The sequence below is a fragment of the Aliidiomarina sp. B3213 genome (assembly GCF_003290085.1).
Classification (GTDB): domain Bacteria; phylum Pseudomonadota; class Gammaproteobacteria; order Enterobacterales; family Alteromonadaceae; genus Aliidiomarina.
The window spans coordinates 50,582-74,228 of sequence record NZ_QMKJ01000002.1; the positions used below are offsets into that span (position 1 = coordinate 50,582).

Sequence of the window (23,647 nt, forward strand, 5' to 3'; positions counted from 1 at the left end):
GTTTACGAGTTTTATACACCGCTAAGCACAAAGATTAAAGGTTTTTCTTAACCTTGGCGCAAAGCTGACTAAGATTCTGTATGTATCTACTGTACAATATGAAGCACTCGAATGCACAAGTACAACTATTAAAGTATAAATTATGTTGAATACACAAAGTTTCCAAGCGTCTGCAGACGCATTACAAAATAAAGTTATTCTGGTAACCGGCGCAGGAGACGGCATTGGTCGTGTAGCGGCTCTAACTTACGCGAAGCACGGTGCCACTGTTATTTTACTGGGTCGCACGGTAAAAAAACTAGAAAGTGTTTACGACGAAATTATCGCGCAAGGTAGTGCCGAGCCAGCAATTATTCCGTTAGACATGAAAGGCGCCACCGAACGCCACTACCAAGATATGTGCGCCACCATTATCGACCAGTTTGGTCACTTGGACGGCATTCTTCATAACGCAAGCTTACTGGGCGTGCTTTCACCGTTCGACCAAATTCAAGCTGATACTTGGAATGACGTTATGCACGTAAACGTAACCGCGCAATTCCTAATGACCAAAGCACTTATGCCTGCATTGCTTAAAGCAGAGTCTCCGTCGGTGGTGTTCACATCATCAGGCGTAGGCAGAACGGGTAGAGCGCATTGGGGTCCTTATGCCGTTTCCAAGTTTGCGACGGAAGGAATGGCGCAAGTTATTGCCGACGAATACGAAAACTCTCATTTGCGTGTGAATGTCATTAACCCAGGCGCAACGCGCACGAAAATGCGCGCTAAGGCATACCCTGCAGAAAATGCAGAGAAGTTAAGAACTCCAGAAGACCTTATGCCTACTTACCTATACTTCATGGCAAACGAAAGTGTTGGTGTAACCGGCCAGTCTGTAGACGCGCAACCTCCGCGCAAATAAACGCGTTAGTCTTGCTCTCGAAGAACAAAACGCAATGGAGCTTCGGTTTGTGTCCAAGCTCCATTTTCCTTTTCTATCAACCACTGTTCTATTGGCTGACTGTAACCCACAGAGAACAAAGTAATGTCGAGCATGTTAGGCTGCTCGGGAACAAACGTTACTCTGATTTGATACGGTGAGGCCAACTCACCCAAGCGCAAGTTTACACGTTGCCCATGATCGTGAAGCTGGTTTTCAAGCTGTACTGGCATCCAAGCATCTGCATCATCTATTTCAGCTCCTGCGGGCAATAACGCGGCTTCTAGCTGAAGAAGGCGAATAGGTTCTAATAACAGAGTTTGTGCCTCGTCTTCCGCAGTAGGTTCTCCTTCTTGATTTAAAACTGTTTCGTCCAAAACCAACTGTTCGCTATTCACCTGAAACTGAGACCTCAGATGCACTTGCTGACCACTCTCATCAACAAAGTAACAACGCTCAGCTGTGCGGCTCCCTACGAAACCATCTGCTCCCTTTTGCCACCTCACTTCACAGCCAGGTAATCTCTCAAAAGCAGATAAATCGCTCAGGCTTTCTTCTTCAAACTCGATAGAACTCGGTAGTGGATATGTAATCTGCAATATACCCTCACTTCGGCTCGGAATCATAAATCGTAATAACTGCCTACGAAAAGGGTCAGTGACATTAGTTATAAAAGATTGTTCAAGCAGTAAGACACGCTCGCCTGTTGCTAATGAAATCAATTTACCGGTTTGCACAATCGGCGGAAAGTTGCCGACAATATCGGGGCTTTCAAACAACGGATGGAAGTTCGAATAACGCTTGGCTAGAAGACCAAGTAATTCCTCTTTTTGAATACTTCTTATATCTTCATTCTCGTCTTGGGCGATGGCCTGGTGAGAAGCGCTAAAAAGAAATATGAATCCAAACAATAAGAAAATGAACTGCTTCATTCGTTTGTCTATCCTAAAAGGTTTACACTGGGTCCATACGTTTGAATAAAACCATGTGCGGTTGCTCAACGTATAAAAGCCATAATTAATGATAATGATGGACTATACCATACAGCTTCAGGCTGTCACGGGGCATATCAAAGGGTCGTCGTTTTATGAGTTTTTACAGGTTTAATTGCTTACTATTTATCCTCCTGTTGTGGACCATATTTAGTTCAGCATTGGCGTCAGCACAGATTCAATTGTCCTCAGAGCAGAAATGGACTGCACTTTCTGTGGTGAATGAAAACACATGGTGGGTAGGAAGCAACACTGGCACTATTTGGATTACAGAAAATAACGGAGAAAGCTTTTCTAAATCCGTTCCCACCGGTGAAACAACCCCCTTGCGCGTACGGCAGGTTCACGCCATTGATCAGCGTCGAGCATTTATTCTTAGTAACGACGGCGAAGGCGACTCTCGATTCTACACCACGCGTAACCAAGGTTTCAGTTGGCAACGTTTGTACCGCAGTACCGGAGACGAAGCCCTGCGCTGCTTCGCAGTCATTCCCGATGGCGAGGGCTGGATATTCGCGGACACGCGGTATGGTGACTGGCACATTATCAGGTCAATCAACGGTCGCAACTGGATTGACTCAAGAAACGGCTTTGCGGGTCCCGTGCAACCCGGAGAGCAACTAAGCAACAATAGTGACCAATGCGCACGTTTTGTAAACGACACCTGGGCAGCCGGAACTTACCACGCTCCTAAAGCCAGACTCATATATAAAAATCGTAATGAGCTAAGATTTGAAGTTGTGGACACGCCGCTGACAGGTGGTTCAGGTGCCGGCGTTCATGCCGTATGGCCTTTTTCCAGTAACAATATTCTTGTAGCCGGAGGTAACGAACAAACCGCAGAACTTTATCGTTACTCAAACGGTGAGTTCACTGCCATAAATACTCCCCCCACCGAACAAGCCATTACTATTTTATATGGTAACAACGAAAGCATTTACGTGGGCAATCAGGAAGGACTGTGGGTGAGTCACAATGAAGGTGAGGAATGGAACGTCGCAGCCACGCAAGGCGTGCAAGCCTTTGACTGTGGCTACGACAATACTTGCTATGCCCTCAGCCTTGAGGGCCAAGTCATTAGAATGTAGCGATAACCGTTAAGCCACCGGCTTTACTCGCATCGCTAATATAGCCTACGGTGTTCGCGTTACCACGAACGAACTCTAGAACTTCTTCGTCACTCTCTAGAACTCGCAACTCCACTGCACGACCAGTAAAGATCAAGCGCGACCAATGTGCTTTCATCTGATCTGGAGAACGGCCTACAAAGTTATTCTCAAACGCGTTTCTTGCATCGCTACCCTCAGGCAAATTCGCAGCAATAAGCTGGCGTGTTTGACCAAGATAAATACGGCGAACAATTTCAGCGTCTACAGCAGCTTGAGTTACCACAGCGCCTTCAGCCATAGCTTTTGGCGCAAATGAAAACCCTGCTACCAACGCAAGCGACATTAAACCGCCAATAATAAGTTTCTGAATATTCATGTCAGTACTCCTTAAAATACGGTTTGAATTGCGAAGGTAACAAGCGTTGCGTCTGTGTTTAACACGTTGTCTTCAGCTGTGGTTACATCCAGCTTGAAAGCTACGCCTGTATCAAAGTCGTAACGCATACCCACTGTGGTGTAATCAATTTCGCTAACCTGCGAAGCAGCAACAGCAGCAACAGTTGGAGCAAGCGCTGCGTATGAAGGTAAACCAGGGATTTGTGGAGCAACAGGAGACGCTGCAGGCAACAACGCGTCAGGCGTTGCTCTGTCGTCTTGTGTTTGCTCGAACGTTACATGCAAAGTTACTTTGCCAAAACGCTTACCCGCAGTGATGTACTGAGATTGTTGCTCAGAAACCAAGCTATCTTTTACTTCTAGCTGGGTAAATTCACCGCCAATAAACCAATCAAAGTTGTCGTACATTAAGCCGAAGCCTAAGAATGTACCTTCGTCGTCGGTTGGAAGTAATGCATCACCCACTTCAGGAACACCGTATGCACCTAATACTTGCACTAAGCCAAGAAGTTGTGGGTCTTGCGTAGCTAAAGTTACAGAGTCAGACATCATGTAACCACCACGTACCGTGAAGTTACCGATGTAAGCCGTAACATTAGCGCCTAGAATGTTTTTAACGTCTGCTTCAACTTCAGAGCCGCCGAAGTTGATGTCACCATTAAAACGACCCGCAACGAATTGTGTGTTTACAGAAGCAGACCCAACGAACGTGCTATTGGTTAAGCTTGCACCCATGTAGGTGTCGAATGGCACACGGTAAACACTCGCAGGTGGACGAACCCAATGATATGTATAACCGACGTCAATTGAGTCAGAGTAACTATAGGTAGGCAAACGTAATTGCCCTGCATTAAGTGTCCAGCTGTCGTTTAGGCGGTATTGTAAGTACCCCCACTCCAATTCTAGATCAAAGTCGTTTTCTGCGCGTCCCATTACCTGAACCGTTGCAGTTAAACGATCAGAAATTTGTGAAGTACCTTGTAACGCGAATAACGTGTCAGGCTTGAAACCTAAGTCGTCGTTATAACCTAGCAACTCTTCATCACTACCAGAAGTGAAGCCAGCACCAATGTTTGCAAAGCCACTCCACTGCACTTCTGCAGATGCTGGAAAAGCAAGTAATGCGGTTAAAGCACTTACAGCAAAAAGTTTACGTTGAAACATACACAGTCCTTAATCGTTAATTTACGGGTCGTTCCCAACTGCGTAAATTATAGACAATTCTCAAGAACTGTTTGTTTGAAAGATTGTTGTTTTTTTAAACGAAGGGGGTGAAAACCCTATTCATTTTGCGTAAAGCTATGTTTAATTTAATGAATACGGTTGTTTTGCCACGCTTTTTCTTTCTCTTTGCGGGCTTCTTCGGCGAGCTTCGCTTGCTTCTTGTCACAAGGCTTGTCGCAATCACATGCTTTGTCCATACCCAACGCACCAATGCCGCCACAACTTCCAGCCAAAGACTTACGTTGTACTAGGACACCAATGGCCATACCGCCGAAAACGATAAGCATAAGAACAAAAGCCAATATTAATGTTTGCATGGACTACCTCACCGTGCTTGAAACGTGCAGTTCCAGTATTTAACTAACCGGAAAATGCACTTTGGAATGCAGGACTAGTATAACTTTTTGGCGAACCGTTTTCATCTAATTGAATCTCTAACGGTATGCTTAGGGCTGACGCTTTCTCTAAAGCAGTATCGGTACCCATTGCAGCGAACCAAGCACTTAATGCAGTTGCCGCCGCAGACGACTCGTGTACCACGAGTATATGCGCCCCAGAAATGGTCTGACTTTGCCCTACCGACGCATCGGCAAGTTGAAGTGTTTCGCCGTTGCTCACATCAATATTCCAAGGCTTCCGTTCTAAGTCGAAACCTCGCGCCCGAACTTGACCATTAATGTCGATACGATAGTTCTCAACATTCATAAGTTCCATAAGATGCGCTACTCGGTCCACAATAAAGCCGTGTAGAACTAACTCCATATCTACTTGAACGTCTTCTGTAGATTTAAATAACTGATGATTCACCACCCGCACTGAAGCTGGTTCATTTAAAGGCGAAGTGTGGAAGAACATCGGCATTTCACCACCAGAAAGCGCATGGGCATTCAACCCAGCAAGTAATAGTTCTTCTAGTTCGCGGGTAAGCACTACGGGTTGCGTACTTTGCCACTGATTGAGGCGAGATATTTGAGAGTCAGGGTATTGGCTTGAAAACTGCTGTTCTAAATGAGCGACTAGCCCTTCAATTCGCCCCTGAATACGAGATTCGGTTTGGTTCGGGTGGGCAGGAACGTAACTCACTTGGAACAAAAGTTCTTTTACTTGGCCTGTAGCAATGCGAACTTCACGGCTGTCGTTGCATGCTGTTAACAGGTTTAGAAAAACAAAGGCTAGCCCCAAAGGAGCTAGCCATTGATTCAATGCTGTCTTAGCCACCGAAGTCGTCCAACATAATGTTTTCGTCTTCGACACCTAAGTCTTTCAACATGTTGATTACTGCGGCGTTCATCACCGGCGGACCACACATGTAGAATTCACAGTCTTCTGGTGCTGGGTGGTCTTTCAGGTAGTTTTCATAAAGTACGTTATGAATAAATCCTGTGTAACCTTCCCAGTTATCTTCTGGAAGCGGATCTGAAAGCGCTACGTGCCATTCGAAGTTTTCGTTTTCTTCGTCTAGCATGTCGAAATCTTCAACATAGAACATTTCACGCATAGAACGCGCACCGTACCAGAAGCTGATCTTACGATCTGTTTTCAAGCGACGAAGCTGGTCGAAAATGTGTGAACGCATTGGCGCCATACCAGCACCACCACCGATAAACACCATTTCAGCGTCAGTTTCTTTCGCGAAGAATTCACCAAACGGACCAGAAATTGTAGCCTTATCACCTTTCTTCAAGCTAAAGATGTAAGAAGACATTTTTCCTGGTGGCAAGCTCATGTCACTTGGAGGTGGCGTAGCAATACGCACATTCAACATGATCATGCCTTCTTCTTCTGGGTAGTTTGCCATTGAGTAAGCACGGATAGTCTCTTCGTCTACCTTGCTTTCAAGGTTGAAAATACCAAACTTCTCCCAGTCACCACGGAATTCTTCCGCAACTTCAAAGTCTTTATATTGTACATGGTACGGTGGAGCTTCAATTTGAATGTAACCACCAGCACGGAACGGTACAGACTCTCCATCTGGAATCTCAAGAACCAATTCTTTGATGAAAGTTGCAACGTTGTCATTAGAGCGAACAGTACAGTCCCACTTCTTGATCCCGAAGACTTCTTCTTCAAGTTCAATTTGCATGTTCTGTTTTACGTTCACCTGACATGACAAGCGCGCGCCTTTGCGTGCTTCACCACGAGAAATGTGGTCACGCTCGGTAGGTAGAATGTCTCCACCACCTTCTTTAACGTGCACAATGCACTGACCACATGAACCACCGCCACCACAAGCGGACGATACGAAAATACCCGCATTCGCCAACGCACCTAACAGCTTTGTGCCAGGCTGAGTTGTGATGGTTTTATCTTCGTCTTCATTGATAACGATTTGGACATCACCGGAAGGTACTAACTTAGAGCGCGCAACCATAATGATTACCACTAACGCTAGTACGATTACCGTGAACATGCCCACGCCAAGATATATTTCTTGCATCGCCTCGTTCCTTATATTCCCACTACTTCTTTACACCGAGGGGTTATTACAGGGATACGCCGGAAAACGACATAAAGCCCAAACCAATCAGACCTGTGCTGATAAATGTAATTCCAAGACCACGAAGGCCAGCTGGAATGTCCGCGTACTTCAGCTTTTCGCGAACCGCAGCAAGTAGAGTGATAGCTAACGCCCAACCTACACCACTGCCGATACCGTAAACGACTGACTCACCGAAGTTGTAGTCGCGCTCAACCATGAACAGTACACCACCAAAAATTGCGCAGTTTACTGTAATCAACGGTAGGAAGATGCCTAACGCGTTGTATAGAGCCGGTAAGAACTTATCTAAAGCCATCTCAAGGATCTGAACCAAGGCAGCAATAATGCCGATGAAGGTTAAGAAACGGAGGAAGCTAAGGTCTGCATCAGGAAAACCTGCCCAATCGAGCGCACCTGGTGCCAAAACAAACGTGTTAACCAAGTTACTTGCTGGTACAGAAAGACCCAATACCACAACAACGGCAACACCCAAACCAATAGCGGTTGTAACTTTCTTAGAAACGGCTAGGAACGTACACATTCCCAAGAAGAATGAAAGTGCGAGGTTCTCAATGAACACAGCACGAACAAACATACTAATATAATGTTCCATGCTTAACTCTCCTTCGCTTCTACTTGTTCAGTGCGGAATGTACGAAGTACCCAAATGAAACCGCCGATAATAAAGAATGCGCTTGGAGGCATCACTAGAAGACCTACTGGGGTATACCAGCCGCCTTCACTTACCAATGGCAAGATTTGATAACCAAACAAGCTACCTGAACCAAATAATTCACGGATAAAGCCAACAGTAAGTAGAACTACTGAATAGCCAAGACCGTTACCAATACCGTCGAAGAAAGACATCAACGGTGGCTCTTTCATCGCAAATGCTTCTGCACGGCCCATTACGATACAGTTGGTAATAATCAAACCAACGAATACCGAAAGCTCTTGTGCGATATCGTAAGCATAAGCTCGAAGAATTTGGTCCACCACAATTACCAAGCTCGCGATAATCGTCATTTGCACGATAATACGAACACTCGATGGAATGTGGTTACGAATAATCGAGATAAACAAGTTAGAAAATGCAACTACCGCGGTTAGTGCGATACACATTACTAATGTTTTATCCATTGAAGAGGTTACTGCCAAAGCAGAGCAAACCCCTAGAATTTGCAACGCGATTGGGTTGTTCGCAAAGATAGGCCCAAACAGCGTTTGCTTAATTTCTTTTGCGCTAGCCATTAGAGAATCGCTCCTTCTTCACGAAGCTTCGCTAACAATGGACCATAGCCATTTTCGCTCAGCCAGAAGTTTAAAGTGCTGTTCACACCATTACTTGTAATTGTTGCACCTGAAAGCGCGTCTACACCGTTAGGCTGTGCACCAGCACCTTTACCTACGGTTACTGCAACATCACCGGAGTCAGTTACTGCAGTTAGGCCTTCAAAGTTTGCTGTCCAGCGTGGGTTTTGAATTTCGCCACCCAAACCAGGAGTTTCTTGGTGCTTGTAGAACAGAATGTCGCGAATCGTTTGTCCGTCAGGCTCTACAGCTAGGAACGCATACATTGTTCCCCATAAGCCCGCACCGCGAATGTCCATAACATAAGTTTGAACATCGCCTTGCTCGCTCATTACTGCAAAAACTGGAATTTCGTTACGTAAGTCACGAACACCAGCAGCAGAAGCCGCTTCGCTTTGCTCTAATATAGCCACGTCATCTAAATGCGTGTCCATTGCTGTTAATGAGTCAAATGCAACTACTTCGCCCGTTTCTTGGTTGTACGTTGCAATTTTCACGCGTGACGCGAAAACATCATTAATAGACTGGCCTTCAGTTGAAACGCCTGCAGTGCTTAAAATGTTGGTTTGCTTCGCAAGTGCAGCTTCAGCTTCTTGCTTGCTTTTTAGCCCAACAGCGGCGCCCGACACGATGATCGAGCACACAAGGCAAAGTGCGATAACAACTGTGAAGGTTTTGCTTAAAGTGTCGTTACTTTTAGCCATGACGAGCAACCCTCCGCTTAATATTCGCTTGAACTACAAAATGGTCGAACAGTGGCGCGAATACGTTAGCAAATAGAATCGCAAGCATAATACCCTCTGGGAATGCAGGGTTTATTACGCGAATCATCACTGTCATGAAACCAATCAGAATACCGTACGCCCACTTACCACGATTTGTGAAAGAAGCAGACACTGGGTCGGTTGCCATAAAGAACATACCGAATGCGAAACCACCAACAACTAGGTGCCAGTACCACTGCATCGCAAACATTGGGTTAGTGTCACTACCAATCCAGTTCAATAGGCTTGAGAACGCGATCATACCAATCAGTACACCACCAACAATTCTCCAAGACGCGATCCGGAAATAGATAAGCGCCAAACCACCAATTGCGATAGCAAGGGTAGACACTTCACCTACAGAACCAGGAATACGACCGATAAATGCGTCCATCCAAGTCCATGCGCCAATCGCTTGCTGACCAAACTCAGCTGCGAAGTTCGCACCACCGTTAAACGCTTCACTCAACGCTGTTGCGCCAGAGTGACCGTCTACCGCAGTCCATACTTTGTCACCTGAAATTGCAGCAGGGAAAGAGAAGTACAAGAATGCACGACCTGTTAGTGCTGGGTTCAAGAAGTTACGGCCAGTACCACCAAATATTTCTTTACCGATAACGATACCGAAAGTGATACCTAAGGCAACTTGCCATAACGGAATAGTCGCAGGAAGAATCAACGAGAACAGTACTGAAGATACGAAGAAACCTTCGTTCACTTCGTGCTTGCGAATTGACGCAAACAATACTTCCCAGAAACCACCCACCGCGAACGTTACCGCGTAAATAGGTAAGTAGAAACACGCACCGTACCAAAGCATTGTGCCCCAGCCTGCGTCTGGCGTGAATTCACCGCCGAACAGGTGGAATAAACTCACTTGCCATACGTCTGCTAATTGGTATGCAGAGTCAGGACCAAGTGCAAGTGATGCTTGATAACCTACGTTGTACATGCCGTAGAACATTGCCGGAAAGGTCATCATCCATACAAGGATCATGATGCGCTTCAAGTCGACATTGTCACGAACATGCGTTGCGCCTTTGTTTGTAGTACCAGGCGTATAAAGAATAGTTGCTACTGCTTCATACAGTGCATACCACTTCTCGTGTTTACCGCCCTTCTCAAAGTTCGGCTCAATCTGCTCAAGATAATTTTTTAAGCTCATGACATCAGCCCTCTTTCTCGATGGTGGTCAAGACATTGCGAAGCAGTGGTCCGAAGTCATATTTACCCGGGCATACATAAGTACACAACGCCAAATCTTCTTCGTCCAATTCCAACGCACCGAGTGCTTGCGCGCTTTCTAGGTCGCCGGCACATAAGTCGCGCAACAACATAGTTGGCAAGATATCGAGAGGCATTACGCGCTCGTAGTTCCCGATTGGAACCATTGCACGCTCTGAACCGTTCGTCGACGCGTTCATGTTGAACAGTTTGCTTGGGCGGAAGTGTCCGGTATAAGCACGCGTTACCGAGTGCATTTCTTTACCTGGCCAAATCCAACCAAAGAGTAATTTTTCGTCACCTTCGTCTAGCACTGAAACTTGGTTATGGAAACGTCCCAAGTATGCGTGCGGGCCACTTGCTTTATGGCCGTTCAAGACAGACCCCGAAACAACGCGAACGTTGCCTTCGTTAATTTCGCCTTGAAGCAATTGGTTCAGGTTCGCGCCTAATTGTGTGCGAACTAAACGAGGGTTTTTCGTAGCAGGGCCACCAAGCGCAATAACGCGTTTCGTGTATAGCTCACCTGTTGTGAACAATTCACCAACCGCAATAACGTCTTGAGCACCGATGTGCCAAACCTTGTACCCCATATCCACGCCTTCTAGGAAGTGAATATGTGTACCCACGTTACCTGCTGGGTGTACACCCGTGAAGGTTTCGTGCGTTACTGGCGCGCTATCGAAATTCAAGTCAGCTTCTGGCGTGCTACAAACGTAAAGCTTACCTTCCGTTAAACGGCTGATTACTTTCAAACCGTTTTGGAATGCTTCTTCGTTTTCTTTAATCGCCAGAACTGGGTCGCCCGCCAATGGATTGGTGTCCATCGCGTTAACGAAAATGGCTTTCGGAGTGCTGTCCAATTCTGGAGAGCGAGAATATGGGCGAGTACGGAATGCTGTCCACAAACCTGAGTCAACTAGGTTTTGTTGAACATTCTCACGCGAAAGCTGTAAAAGCTTGTCTGCGCTGTACTTCTCAAACGTTACTTGCTCGTCACCGTTAATTTCAATAACAACTGACTGCAAAACACGACGTTTGCCTCGGTTAACTTCGATGACCTTACCAGCGGCAGGAGCAGTGAATTTAACACCCGGATTCTTCTTATCTTCAAAAAGAACCTGACCTTTTTTGACCTGGTCTTCAACCTGGACATGCATAGTCGGGCGCATTCCCACATACTCTTCACCTAGCACGGCAACGGTCTTGATGGCAGCACCATCCTCGATAATTTGCTGTGGAGCACCCGCAATAGGGATGTCCAATCCTTTCTTTATCGTAATCATACGCGTTTGCACTACTCAATTTAGGGAAGATTGAAAGCTCAAAATTCGTTACGCAACAGTAATAACCCTGTACTTTACGCGGCAATAGTTTAGCAGTTTTTTACACAGAGCGTCTAGCCAAAACCCCAAAATGGGGTCAGAGCACTTTGGGGTCAGAGCACTAAGTGCTCTGACCCCATTTTAGTTGGTTATTTCGGAAGTGGTTCTTCATCCCTTCACGCTCTATTTACTTCAGCTATTTTTATCTGGCTACAAGGAGGTGAACCTATGGCCAGAAAGCCCCGCCAATCGGATATCGGTATACCGTTACATGTAATTCAACGCGGCAACAACAAAACGAAATGTTTCCTAGAAAGTATGGATTTTGCGACTTATATAAATTGGTTGAGGAAATACAAAGAAAAATATGATGTTTCTATTCATGCATGGGCACTGATGAATAACCATGTTCACTTGCTATGTACGCCACAGAAAAACTCTGCTGTAAGCAAAATGATGCAGTTTCTAGGGACAAGATATGTCAGGTACTTCAATACTAAATATGGGCGAACAGGAACTCTTTGGGAGGGAAGGTTTAAATCTTTCCCCGTATATTCAGATCTTTACCTACTTACTTTATACCGATATATCGAACGTAATCCCGTTGCTGCAGGAATTGTAAATACGCCGGAAGAATATGAGTGGACAAGTTATAAAAGCAACGCACTTGGTTTTAAATCAAAACTTATAACGCCACATCAAAAATACTTAGAGTTAGACAACGTTGATAATGAAAGAAGGCAAAAGTACCAAGAGCTCTTCGCTGACACCATTTGTCAGGAGAAATTAAGGGCTTTGGGCATAAAGCCAGGTGAGATAGGCATAACGCCAGATTAAGAGGGGGTCAGAGCACCAGGTGCTCTGACCCCATTTTAGGGTTTAAAACCGGTAGTAGATGCTAAAGGTCAATGTATCTACGACATCCTCTAGCTGATAACTGCGCCAGCGGAGGCGTACACCGGTTTGCTCTGAAAAAGCGTACGCGGCGGAAACACCGTAATATGGGTCGTAACCTGAAACGGATGTATTCGCGCTGTCGCCCCAAGTAGAAAAGCTACTGCGCTCTCCGTCCCAAGCATAGAGTCCGGCGTCAACACCAAGCTTCAAGCGTTCAAATACTGGAACATCGTGTTGCACGCCCACAGTGTAACCAGCACCACGAATGGCCAATAAGCCTTCAAGCTCAGCAAAAGATTCAGAAGGCGTTGTGGTGTCTACGCGTAGGTTTAAATGCGCACTACCCAAGTCAACATAACCCACCGCTAAGCGCCATGAATCAGCGAAGCTATGCGTGAACTCCACCATAACGGCATCGTTCCGACTACGGTAACGCTGAATAGTCGCGCCAGCAGGTAATGCTTGCTCAATGCCTGAACGGCTAACATCAACGTCGCTGATGCCAGCCCCAAGTTCAATTTGATAATCACCATGCTCATGAGCAACAACCGGTTGCGCCATCAAAACAAGCAAACCTACAACGGCAACACCCATAAAACGCCCTGCATTTCGCACATGGCGCAGCGACGTGAATCGCCACACCATAAGCAACGCGAACAACGCCAAGAACATCGGCGACATCGAGCCTCCAGAAGATTTACCCGTAATCTCGATAGTCTCCACAACACTCAGTGAAATACTTACTTCACCAGAAGCGGAACCACCTTGTGGGTCTTCAACTGTGTAACTCACAACATCCGTACCGCCGAAGCCAACTACCGGCGTATAACGAATCAGTTGACCATCAATAATCTCAACAGTGCCTTGCTGCGCTGAAGCAGAAACTACAGTTAATACGTCATTTTCTGGGTCGTAGTCATTTGCTAGAACGTCGATATCAATCACGCTTCTATCGTCTGACACAACCGCGTCATCAGCCACCTCAGGTAACAGGTTCGAGCGCACCACTACATTGATGACACCCGTACCGACACCACCAGCACCATCACTCACACTGTAAGTAATCGTTGTAGTGCCACCAAAGTTCTGAGGAGGCTCGTAATGGATAAACTGACCATCTACAACCGTCGCGCTACCAAACTGCGCACTCGCTGCAATAATGTAAAGCGCATCACCGTCCACATCCGATGCATAATCAAGCACCTCGATGTCATGGCCAATGTTCCATTTCAAAGTCACATCGATGTCTTCAACTTCTGGTGCATTGTTGCCCGTGTTTGGTACTGCTACTGCTCCCGTTATCGCTATCTCACCATCAAACTCGCCGTCGGAGTCATTAAGGCCTCCATCTTCAAGCGTCACTTGAATACAAACATGCCCTTCATTTAAACCTGGTTGCCACAAAGCACTTCTAGGTGGAGGGCATACACCAACTGTAGTTGAGGCTGATGCAACACTGTTATTCTCATCTTGTAAGAACGAAACCCAGCTTTCATTTACATACAATCTGTACACAGCCTCCGCGGGAATAGAATTCAATTGCGGAACAACAATATTCAGATTACTTTCACCGAGCTCTGATGATGCTTCAAAATCAATTATGGGAGATACAAAGCTGAACTCGTTCTCTTGAGCCATCATGGTCTCAGCAAAGGCCTGGTCGACTATCGCACCGCTATAATTTTCTACTGCAGTGAACGCGGTTTCACCGACACTAAGGGTTACCCATGGCTCTGCTTCCAGAAGTAGTAATTGCTCACTAAATAATTCCATTTGTAATAGATTGACTCGAGAAATACTGTCTAGGAAGTCTGGAATGAAATCACCGTCACTATCGCCAGCGCCCTCAATATTATCAGGTATACCGTCCCTGTCCGTATCAACATCAAATGAAGTGTTGCGCTCAGAGCTCAGATTTCTCGAGTTACGTTCTCCATTGGCTGACCCAGCAGAATACATTGACTCACCTACAGAGCTGCCCGCGCTCATGATAAGTACAAGCGTGTCACTAGCTGCAGGAGAAGTCTTGTTAGGCCGTATATAACGAAGCCTTGTCTTAAATTTGAATCTCGTTCCTTGGTTATAATCACGAGGGTCAAACCTGTAAATACGCTCTTCATCGCTAAAATCCACCCTAATATTAGTTTTCAGAAATCTCGGAGATTCATCGATTAGATTAGGCCCATAAGTTCTAAAAGTGTGTTTTTCCCTATACACCAAAGATTCTGGAAATGCATGAATGATCACTCTAATTTCAACTAGACCACCCTCAGGATCTATTTCAGTAATTAACTGATTATTTTGGTAAGCTTCGAGTTGAACATCCAAGTAGTCAGTTTCGTAAATTAAATTCGCAACTGAATGGGAAGAAGAGATATTTAAACCTGCCTCATTATCCAGAATTACCGTGTATTCACCGATTCGTGGAGACACCTGTTGCTCGCTTTCGCCAGCTTCTTGTTCATCCTCTAGAGTGACCTGACCATTATTTACAATGACCACCTCATCAGTCGGTCCAGCAGTAAGATCACCTTCATATAAAGTGTAGGGAACCACTAAAGGGTAATCAGGTGAAGTACCATTAAGCGAAACGCCAACGTTTGCAACGTTGCCATAGAACCGAATCGTCGGCGCGCTTATAGATATTATAGGATCAATCCAAAGTTCCTGAGTAGCTGTTGTCTCTAAACCTTCATCGTCGATAGCTCGCCACTGAATGTAGTGTAGCCCGGGCTCTCTAGTTCCAGTTGGTCCAGACACAACAACAGAATTCCCTTGCGCATCCGAAGCCTCGGGAACCGGTATTGATGATATTGAGGTATTGAGTCCAGTCGCGTTAATTCTAACTCTTTCCAATGATGAATCGCTAAATACAGGTCCTTGAGGTTCTGGAGGACTTTCAATAGTCACAACAACTTTTGCAGGTTCTTCAGAGGCCCCATTTTCATCTACGAGTCTGTAATCAAACTCGAACCGACCAGAGAAGTTGGCTGGAACCGTCGCAATAAAAGCAGAGCCGGAATCTGAGCGCGTAACATATTGTGGAGTTCCCACTGCATTCACACTAACTTCAGCCCCTGAATGAAAGTCATTTTCTGTGACATTTAAGACGTATTGATTCGTGTCACTGTAGGGTGGTGTATATGTATCTGCGACAGCTATAGGATTACGAGTTCCCCAAATTACTTCAATACCCACCGTATAAGTTGCAGACTGATAATCTCCATCAGTTACAGCGTATGTGAAACTATCCGTTCCCATTTCACGTCCATTAACTTGATAGGTCCACCCTCTAGCACTGTCACTTAAGGTGCCTAGCCCAGGTTCAGATATTAATTTCAAGGTTGTCGTATCTGTGCGATTGGCAATATCAGGCTCAATCAGCAACGATTCACCACCGTCAACATTACTGAAGTCTAAATTTTCTCCTGTCGGAGGCAAGTCATCATACCGAGCAGTTAACGTCACACTCTCTGTAACATTTTCAAAAGAGCCGCCTACCCAACCAGCAAAAACTTTCCCTTGAACTTCAGGAGCGTCCGGTGGAACTGCATCGCCCCCATAAGGAACACTTTGAATATCTCCAATTCGGTTGCCGTCAATGTCCAAGAATTCAACGGTAAACATCCTAATATCCAATTGTGCCGCCACCGATTTATCTTCATCCACAGTTACTGTACACACACCCAATGCAGAGACCGAGTCACAGCCGGTCCAAGTAGTAACAATGCTAGGATCATCTCCAACCGTTAACGATACCGTCGTACCCGCCACAAAGTCCTCAGTACACACCTGACCACAGATGATAGAGCCCGGACTACTAGAAATAACACCGGTTCCTGTCCCATTTTTATTAATGGAAAGGTTATATGTTGTTGGCTCGATCACTTTCACTAATCTAACGGGTTCGGATCTACCTGCATAATCATAGTCAGTAACAAAACCGGCTTCAAAATGAATAGCCCAAGCTCTTTCATCAGCCCTACCAGAATATGGTGTAGACGACCAATAGGCTCTAGGTAACGTATCTGGAAATGCTTGACCATTAATTGTAGGGCTCTCGTACTCGCCAGTAGCTCCACAAGTTCTTTTGTCTTCATTCTGTTCATATTGGCTGCCAATTTCCCGATTAGAACAGAATACTATCGAACGTAATTCATCAATGGTGGGTGCGCGAAAGTTCCCAGGTCTTGTCAGCGTTTGTGCAGCGCTCCAACTAAACAGAGTAGCAGATCCCTCACAAGCCGCATTGTTCCATACCTGTCCCACAGCGCAGCGTTGCCAAATAAGATTATTGACAGTATCTAACACAAGACTTGGATCGTCCTGAACCACGTAACGGTCGTCTATTTCTGAATCAGGCAAAACTGGAACGAACATACCGAACTCAACAGTAACTGTTCTCGCTTGATCAATCCTTACCGAACAACTATCCTGAACCGAATTGTCACAGCCGCTCCACCCCTTGATTGTAATACTTTCACCACCGGTAGTTGCTATTAAAGTGACCCATATAGCTTCGTCAAATTCCACTTCGCAACTAGTGTCACAAACAATAACTCCAGGAATGATTCTTACAGAACCCTCACCAATGATATTTAGGTCCAGCGTATACTGTGGTGCAGCAACAGCGAAATTAGCTGCAACGGTCTTAGCAGCGTCCATCATTACAGTACAGCTGGTCGTTTCAGATGTGCACCCAGTCCAACTATCAAAAACATAGCCATCATCAGGAGTCGCGGTAAGCGTAACCTCAGTTCCTTCTGGGTAAGTTGCCTCACAAACCTCGCCACAGTTAATTTCTGGCGAACTCGTAACTGTCCCGTTCTGTGGCTCAGTGATGTTCAGCGTATAGCTTTGCGGTACAGCCTCGCGCACCAAACGGACATATGCAGGCTCACTGTGCACGACTGATGTTTGAGCTATATTGCCGAAATTGAAATACACGGCATAGACGTCACCCGCAGACGCCGTGCTTGATGTCCAATAAGCTCCATATACATCTGTTGCTGTTCCGGGGAACGCAGTTAAATTGATAGTCGGTCGGTCATAAGTAGAAGAAAAATCATCACAACCATTGGCAGTTCCATTCAAGTTGTATTCACCCGTATTCGAGCAATAGATAATCGTTCTTAATTGATCTCGAGTAGGCAACCCGAAATCACTATCATCATCGGGAAGAAGAATAGCGTCATTCCAATCATTAACACTCGTCGCCGCCTCTGTGCACCGTCCATTTACCCATTCCTGCCCATAAGTACAACGCTTCCAAATAAGGTTAGTCACGGTGTCCAAAACAAGACTTGGGTCGCTCTGAACTTCGTAGCGCCCGTCAATTATGTAACCTTCTGAAGTTGGTATGAACAATCTAAAATTAGCTGCAACGGTCTTCGCAGCGTCCATCATTACAGTACATCTGGTCGTTTCAGATGTGCACCCAGTCCAACTATCAAAAACATAGCCATCATCAGGAGTCGCGGTAAGCGTAACCTCAGTTCCTTCTGGGTAAGTTGCCTCACAAACCTCGCCACAGTTAATTTCTGGCGAACTCGTAACTGTCCCGTTCTGTGGCTCAGTGATGGTCAGCGTATAGCTTTGCGCTACAGCCTCACGAACCAAACGAACTGCTTGCTCAAAAAAGTCAAAGTCAGGTGCTGAAAGACCCGAAGAGAAATCTACGATATAAGCTTCACCCTCAAAGTCTCCCGGTGTAGCGGTCCAGTAGAAGTTAAATAGAGCAATCGCTGGAAATGCTGCACTGTCGATGGCGGGCGAAACAAATGTTTCCGGCTCGCCGCATGGATCGTTTGTACCATTCGAATCGAATGAAGCAGTGTTCGAGCAATAAACAAGTGTTCTAAGTTGTGCCTGTGTTGGGAGCACAAACCCGCCATCCGCGGTTAAATCCAACGCGTCTGCGTAGACATAAATGGAAGGTTCTCCGGTACACGTGCTTCCACTCCAAGTTTGCCCCACACTACAGCGTTGCCATTCTAGGTTAGTTTCTGTATCACGAATTATGCTGCCATCACCTACAACCATGTAACGGTCGCTCATAGTTCCGTCGCCACTACCACCGTCACTAGGATCACCACCGCCCGCAGCAACATCAAACGTTGCGGTTACTGTGGTTGCATCTGAAACCATTACTTCACAGGAGTTTTCGGTTGTATTGTCACACCCCAGCCACCCGACAAACTCTGAACCTGCATCAGCTGTTGCCGTAAGCGTTACCGTTAAATATTGGTTGAAGTTGTAACTACAAGTAGAGCCACAGTTAATACCAGCAGGGCTACTCATAATCGTTCCTGTACCACCACCGTCTGTAGTTACTGTTAATTCTGTTGGAACAAACGTACCCTGGCGAACTAAGCGTGCAGCGAGTTCCGTACTCTTCTCTGTTTCAGATACTTGCCCGTTGCTGAAGTAAACATAAACCCCATCCGTCGCTGATGCCCCCTCATTAGAGGTCCAATAAAAGTCAGAAGCGGTTGTGGGAAAAGCCACCGTATCAATGGTTGGCTCAAGATAAGTTCCAAATACGCCACATTCAGCGTCGTCACCGTTAGAATCGTACTCGCCAGTGTTTGAGCAGTAAACTAATGTTCTTAACTGCTCTTTAGTCGGCAACGCAAAGCCACCATCAGCGACTAAACCTGCCGCACCTGCAAAAGAGTGCGTTGAAGGTAATCCTGTGCACGTACTTCCATCCCATACTCGATTATAACTACAACGTTGCCACTCAAGGCCCGTAACCAAGTCACGAATGACCGAGCCACTTTCAATAGCAAGATACCGATCACCAATGACGTCACTGCTTTGAGCAAAAGATGGATTTAAAAACGAACTAACGAGAAGAATAACCGTAGCAACACGAAGGGCGAATTTCATTGGAGCTTCCTAATTGTATTGTTTTGAGAGTCTCACCTTCATCTCAACCACAATACGAGGAAGTTGTTACTCAGCTTTTTGTTTTTGCACGCACTTATGTGTGCGAATTAGACCAGTCTATAGCGTGTTTAGAAATTGTAAAGATGGGGTCAGAGCACAAAGTGCTCTGACCCCATCTTTGATTTAAGCGAACGTTAAGCCACACAAGGTTTACAGCCCGAAACCACAGCAAAACTACAAAAGTAAGAAATTTACCCAAATAAGCGCAATCGCTTGTCATATGGGACTATCGGTGAAAACAAAACGGGGTCAGAGCACTTGGTGCTCTGACCCCGTTTTAATCTATTGCCTTAAACCCTAATTCTGATTTACCAGCTGGCAACTGGGTCTACATCTGCATCATAGTCAACGCTGTCGATGCCGAAGCCGAATAGGCGCAGAAAATCGGCGTGGTAGCCTTGGTAGTCAGCCAGTTCATGGAAGTTGTCTTGCGTAACTTGGTCCCACAAACCTTGAATTACGGCTTGGGTTTCGTCGTTGGTTTCCAAACCGTCCATACGCAAGCGCCCTGCTTCATCAAGTTCAGGCGAGCCAACATATAACCCTTCGGTAAATAAGCGATACACTTGCTCAATACAACCTTCATGAGTACCAGCTTCTTTCATCACGCGGTACATCAATGAAATATATAAAGGCATCACAGGAATTGCCGAGCTAGCTTGGGTAACCACAGCTTTCAGCGAAGAAACATAAGCGTTTAAACCAAGCTCTTGATAGTCGGCACGAAGCGCTGCTGCTGCGCGGTCTAAGTCTTCTTTCGCTTTGCCAATGGTTGCATGTCCATAAATCGGCCAGGTCAACTGCTTACCAATGTAGGTGTAAGCTGTAGTCTGACAATTTTGCGCCAACACTCCAGCTTCCGAAAGAGCTTTAATCCAACGTTCCCAGTCTTCACCGCCCATCACTTTCACAGTCTGGTCGATTTCGTCTTGGTTCGCAGGCTCAAGCGTTACGTCGTGCACTAAATCTTTGTCGGTGTCATAGGTTTTTGTCGTGTACGTGTCGCCTACGGGCTTCAATGTAGAGCTATACAATTCACCAGACTCAGGGTCTTTACGCTTAGGAGATGCCAAGCTGTATACCACCAAATCTACCTGGCCTAAATCAGCTTTAATCTTGGCAATCGTTTCTTCTTTTAGCTCATCAGAAAACGCATCGCCGTTAAGTGTCTCGGCATATAAACCCGCTGCGGAAGCTTTCTCATGAAAAGCAGATGTGTTGTACCAACCCGCAGTACCAGTCTTGCGTTCAGTCGGCTCTTTTTCAAAGCACACACCAAGAGTTTGTGCGCCGCCGCCAAAACCAGCAACTATTCGAGAGGCCAAGCCATAACCCGTAGAGCAACCGATCACTAAAACACGCTTCGGCATGTCTACTTGTGGCTGCTTCTTCACGAAATCAATTTGCTCTTGAACATTTACAGCACATCCAACTGGGTGCGCGTTAGTACAAATAAATCCACGTATGCGAGGCTTAATAACCATAATTCCCTACTTATTCGCTATTTAGTTTTATAAATTGCAAGCATTCTAACCGAGAACGCCCCAACAAACAGATCAGATGACGTACTAACCTTTCGCACCGCCACCTAAACAATTAGGCGACTGCCGAGCAGACTCTTGCCGAGCCCGCCACTCTTCAGGTGTATAAGTATGAAGCCCAAGCGCGTGCACAGACCCAGCTAATTCATCGGCTAAAACCGTATTTACAGCTTGGTGTCTGGCCACAAGTCGCTTTCCTTCAAATTCTGTACTTACAATCACGGCCTTAAAGTGCGACTCAGCATCAGGCCCGGAAGCATGCATGTAACTTTCGTCTTCAACACTAAGAAAATCCGGCTCAAACTGTGCCTTTAGTTTAGTTTCTATCAAATTTTTCATCGACATATTAAATACCTAGCGCCAGAACTCCCAGCTACTATAGCATGTTAACGCCTCTAACTACTTGCCTAACCTAGAATTTAGAACTAAAACTATAAGCGCACCTACCGATAATATTTGTGTCATAACCTGTCCTTTAAGGAATACTCGCATGCAGAACTTCTGGCAAAGCATTGGCTTCAAAGGCCGCCTAACCACCATGATACTAGCACTCGTTATTGCGTCGGTTTTAGCCGTATCTACGCTGGTTTACGTGCAGTATAGGGCTGCCACCACCAGTGCTATTGAAAACCGACTGGAATCCGCTGGCCAAACTGCCACGAATTCATTTGTAACATGGCTTACAGCACGGCAAGACGAAGTACGCATGCTCGCAAGTTTAGAAGAAACTCGGAACATAGATATCGACAGCTTAGGTGGCATACTTACATCACTGGCGGAAGCCCAAGGGTTTTACGACAGTATTTACATTATTAGCACCGATGGCGTAGGCCTTGTTGGCGTGAAATACGAAAATGGCAGTGCTGTATATGTTCCGCCAAACCAGGCAAGTAGCTTTCAAGTAGCCGACCGCAGCTGGTTCCAAAGCGCGATGGGCGGAAATGACACTTTCTCTAACCCGCTAGTGTCACGCGCTACCGGCAACCGCATTAGTAACGTCGCTATTCCCATTCGTAACAATGGCCGCATTGTCGCCGTGTTCCGCGCTGCGGTAATGCTCGACAACATCACGCGTCAAGTACAACAAATCAGCGTTGTCGGAAACCCAGACATCTTCTTGATGGGTGGTGACCGTAAAGCCATCACACCGTCGCGTTCAGAACGCAATGCAGAAGCGACGTTCCAAACCACGGCTGCCGACGCCATAGCACGCGGCAACTCAGGTATGGACATTTACCAAAACGCAGCCGACGAAAAAGTAGTCGGTATTTACAACTACATCGACATGCTGGGCTGGGGGTTGGTGATTGAAAAACCATACAGTGAAGCACTAGCACCTGTAACGCGAATGTTCTGGACCCTACTCATCTTAGTTTTAGTCATAAGTGGTATTAGTGTCGCGATATGTTTCGCCATTACTCGCAACGTGAACGGCGTACTCGGTGGCGACCCCAACGAAGCGCGGCGTATTGTCAACGTAGTCGCAAGCGGCGACTTAACCCAAGACATCGACTTAAGAGGCGTTGCCGAAGACAGCTTGTTAGCCGCTATCGCCAAAATGCAAGTTCAGCTACGACAAGTTATTACCGACATAAGCAACTACTCACAACAGGTTGCCTCTTCTGCTACCGAGCTTTCCAGCATCAGCGAATCAACAGAAGCCGGCATTCAACGCCAGAACGACCAACTCAACTATGCAGCTACCGCAGTTAACGAAATGAGTAGCACCGCAGAAGAAGTTGCACGCAACGCCCAAGAAGCAGCAACTGGCGCGACCAACGCCACAGAAGAGTCTAACGCCGGACAAAAAGCCGTCGACGAAACCATTGAAAGTGTTCAAGACTTAAATAGTGAAATCAAAACTACCGGCGAAATCATCGATGAACTTAAACGCGACAGCGACCAAATCGGCGAAGTACTTACCGTTATCGAAAATATTGCCGACCAAACCAACCTACTTGCGCTGAACGCAGCTATTGAAGCCGCACGCGCCGGTGAGTCAGGCCGTGGCTTCTCTGTAGTTGCTGACGAGGTAAGAACGTTAGCCAGCCGCACACAAGACAGCACCAAGCAAATTCAAGACGTGGTCCACAAACTACAAAGCGCAGCTACGCGCTCGGTAGACGCCATGGAAAGAAGTCAGGTTAAAGTGGAAGGCTCTAGCCAGAAAGCCAACAGCGCCGGCGAATCATTAAGAAAAATTAACGAAGCGGCTTCCGTTATTAACGACATGGTGCATCAAATTGCCACCGCAACAGAGGAACAAACCGCAGCAACGAAAGAGATTACGGAAAACATTCACGCCGTAGCCGACGTAGCCAACCAAACCGCAGAAACCGTAAGCCAGTCTTCAGAGGCTAGCGAATCGCTCGCAACGTTAGCTGAAAAGCTACAAGAACTTGTACGGCAGTTTAAGGTTTCTCGTTGATTCGTTTTGAGTTAGGGGACTGGCTTCAGCCCGTCCCCACATATCGAACATCTAACACCAATTCAAACACATGGGGTCAGACTGAAG

18 protein-coding genes are annotated in these 23,647 nt (G+C 46.3%); 4 read left to right on the top strand and 14 right to left on the bottom strand.

The genetic code is table 11. The features are described 5' to 3' along the window. Window positions 1-142 precede the first annotated feature (142 nt). Window positions 143-901 carry a YciK family oxidoreductase gene (locus DQX04_RS05505; protein ID WP_111914908.1) on the top strand — a complete coding sequence of 253 codons (759 nt, stop codon included), beginning with the start codon at window positions 143-145 and terminating at the stop codon, window positions 899-901. A gap of 5 nt (window positions 902-906) precedes the next feature. On the opposite strand, the gene DQX04_RS05510 is transcribed toward DQX04_RS05505, so the two are convergent. Beyond that, a complete protein-coding gene (locus DQX04_RS05510; RefSeq protein WP_111914909.1) occupies window positions 907-1,851 on the bottom strand; it encodes a CpcT/CpeT family chromophore lyase in 945 nt (314 codons plus the stop codon). A gap of 155 nt (window positions 1,852-2,006) precedes the next feature. Between DQX04_RS05510 and DQX04_RS05515 the strand changes: the two genes are divergently transcribed. Next, window positions 2,007-2,999, top strand: coding sequence for a hypothetical protein (locus DQX04_RS05515; protein ID WP_111914910.1), 993 nt, complete (start codon window positions 2,007-2,009; stop codon window positions 2,997-2,999). Here the strand turns inward: DQX04_RS05515 and DQX04_RS05520 are convergent. From DQX04_RS05520 to DQX04_RS05565, 10 genes are all read right to left on the bottom strand, one after another. Beyond that, on the bottom strand, window positions 2,989-3,396 hold the full coding sequence (locus tag DQX04_RS05520; RefSeq protein ID WP_111914911.1) for a hypothetical protein: 408 nt from the start codon (window positions 3,394-3,396) through the stop codon (window positions 2,989-2,991). The two genes, DQX04_RS05515 and DQX04_RS05520, sit on opposite strands and share 11 nt — an antisense overlap. An 11-nt stretch (window positions 3,397-3,407) precedes the next feature. Further along, window positions 3,408-4,580, bottom strand: a complete 1,173-nt coding sequence (locus tag DQX04_RS05525) for a hypothetical protein (RefSeq protein WP_111914912.1) — start codon at window positions 4,578-4,580, stop codon at window positions 3,408-3,410. A 146-nt stretch (window positions 4,581-4,726) separates the two neighbouring features. Then, the gene (nqrM, locus tag DQX04_RS05530) at window positions 4,727-4,957 is read right to left on the bottom strand and encodes a (Na+)-NQR maturation NqrM (protein ID WP_111914913.1); all 231 of its coding nucleotides are present in this window, start codon (window positions 4,955-4,957) and stop codon (window positions 4,727-4,729) included. Window positions 4,958-5,000: 43 nt separating this feature from the next. Beyond that, window positions 5,001-5,858 (bottom strand): FAD:protein FMN transferase, encoded by an 858-nt coding sequence (locus DQX04_RS05535; protein WP_165831948.1) that lies wholly within the window; start codon window positions 5,856-5,858, stop codon window positions 5,001-5,003. After that, window positions 5,851-7,077, bottom strand: a complete 1,227-nt coding sequence (nqrF, locus tag DQX04_RS05540; protein ID WP_111914915.1) for an NADH:ubiquinone reductase (Na(+)-transporting) subunit F — start codon at window positions 7,075-7,077, stop codon at window positions 5,851-5,853. The genes DQX04_RS05535 and nqrF overlap by 8 nt, the downstream gene beginning before the upstream one ends. 46 nt (window positions 7,078-7,123) lie before the next feature. Continuing rightward, window positions 7,124-7,732, bottom strand: coding sequence for an NADH:ubiquinone reductase (Na(+)-transporting) subunit E (gene nqrE / locus DQX04_RS05545; protein ID WP_111914916.1), 609 nt, complete (start codon window positions 7,730-7,732; stop codon window positions 7,124-7,126). Between the two features lie 2 nt (window positions 7,733-7,734). After that, window positions 7,735-8,370 (bottom strand): NADH:ubiquinone reductase (Na(+)-transporting) subunit D, encoded by a 636-nt coding sequence (locus DQX04_RS05550; protein ID WP_111914917.1) that lies wholly within the window; start codon window positions 8,368-8,370, stop codon window positions 7,735-7,737. Further along, complete coding sequence (locus DQX04_RS05555) at window positions 8,370-9,134, bottom strand: Na(+)-translocating NADH-quinone reductase subunit C (protein ID WP_111914918.1); 765 nt, start codon at window positions 9,132-9,134, stop codon at window positions 8,370-8,372. Before DQX04_RS05555 ends, DQX04_RS05550 begins: the two co-directional genes overlap by 1 nt. Further along, a complete protein-coding gene (locus DQX04_RS05560; protein WP_111914919.1) occupies window positions 9,127-10,359 on the bottom strand; it encodes an NADH:ubiquinone reductase (Na(+)-transporting) subunit B in 1,233 nt (410 codons plus the stop codon). Before DQX04_RS05560 ends, DQX04_RS05555 begins: the two co-directional genes overlap by 8 nt. 4 nt (window positions 10,360-10,363) lie before the next feature. Next, entirely contained in the window at window positions 10,364-11,704 is a 1,341-nt protein-coding gene (locus DQX04_RS05565) for a Na(+)-translocating NADH-quinone reductase subunit A (protein WP_111914920.1), read from the bottom strand. A 267-nt stretch (window positions 11,705-11,971) separates the two neighbouring features. Here DQX04_RS05565 and DQX04_RS05570 point away from each other — a divergent pair, with 267 nt between their 5' ends. After that, on the top strand, window positions 11,972-12,580 hold the full coding sequence (locus tag DQX04_RS05570; RefSeq protein ID WP_207916239.1) for a transposase: 609 nt from the start codon (window positions 11,972-11,974) through the stop codon (window positions 12,578-12,580). 42 nt (window positions 12,581-12,622) lie between these two features. Here DQX04_RS05570 and DQX04_RS05575 read toward each other — a convergent pair whose 3' ends face one another. From DQX04_RS05575 to DQX04_RS05585, 3 genes are all read right to left on the bottom strand, one after another. After that, the gene (locus tag DQX04_RS05575) at window positions 12,623-19,531 is read right to left on the bottom strand and encodes a DUF1566 domain-containing protein (RefSeq protein WP_111914921.1); all 6,909 of its coding nucleotides are present in this window, start codon (window positions 19,529-19,531) and stop codon (window positions 12,623-12,625) included. A gap of 368 nt (window positions 19,532-19,899) precedes the next feature. Then, window positions 19,900-21,075, bottom strand: coding sequence for an enoyl-ACP reductase FabV (fabV, locus tag DQX04_RS05580; RefSeq protein ID WP_111914922.1), 1,176 nt, complete (start codon window positions 21,073-21,075; stop codon window positions 19,900-19,902). A gap of 84 nt (window positions 21,076-21,159) precedes the next feature. Beyond that, window positions 21,160-21,477, bottom strand: a complete 318-nt coding sequence (locus DQX04_RS05585) for a BolA family transcriptional regulator (protein ID WP_111914923.1) — start codon at window positions 21,475-21,477, stop codon at window positions 21,160-21,162. A gap of 145 nt (window positions 21,478-21,622) precedes the next feature. Here DQX04_RS05585 and DQX04_RS05590 point away from each other — a divergent pair, with 145 nt between their 5' ends. Continuing rightward, entirely contained in the window at window positions 21,623-23,560 is a 1,938-nt protein-coding gene (locus DQX04_RS05590) for a methyl-accepting chemotaxis protein (protein WP_111914924.1), read from the top strand. Window positions 23,561-23,647: the final 87 nt, after the last annotated feature.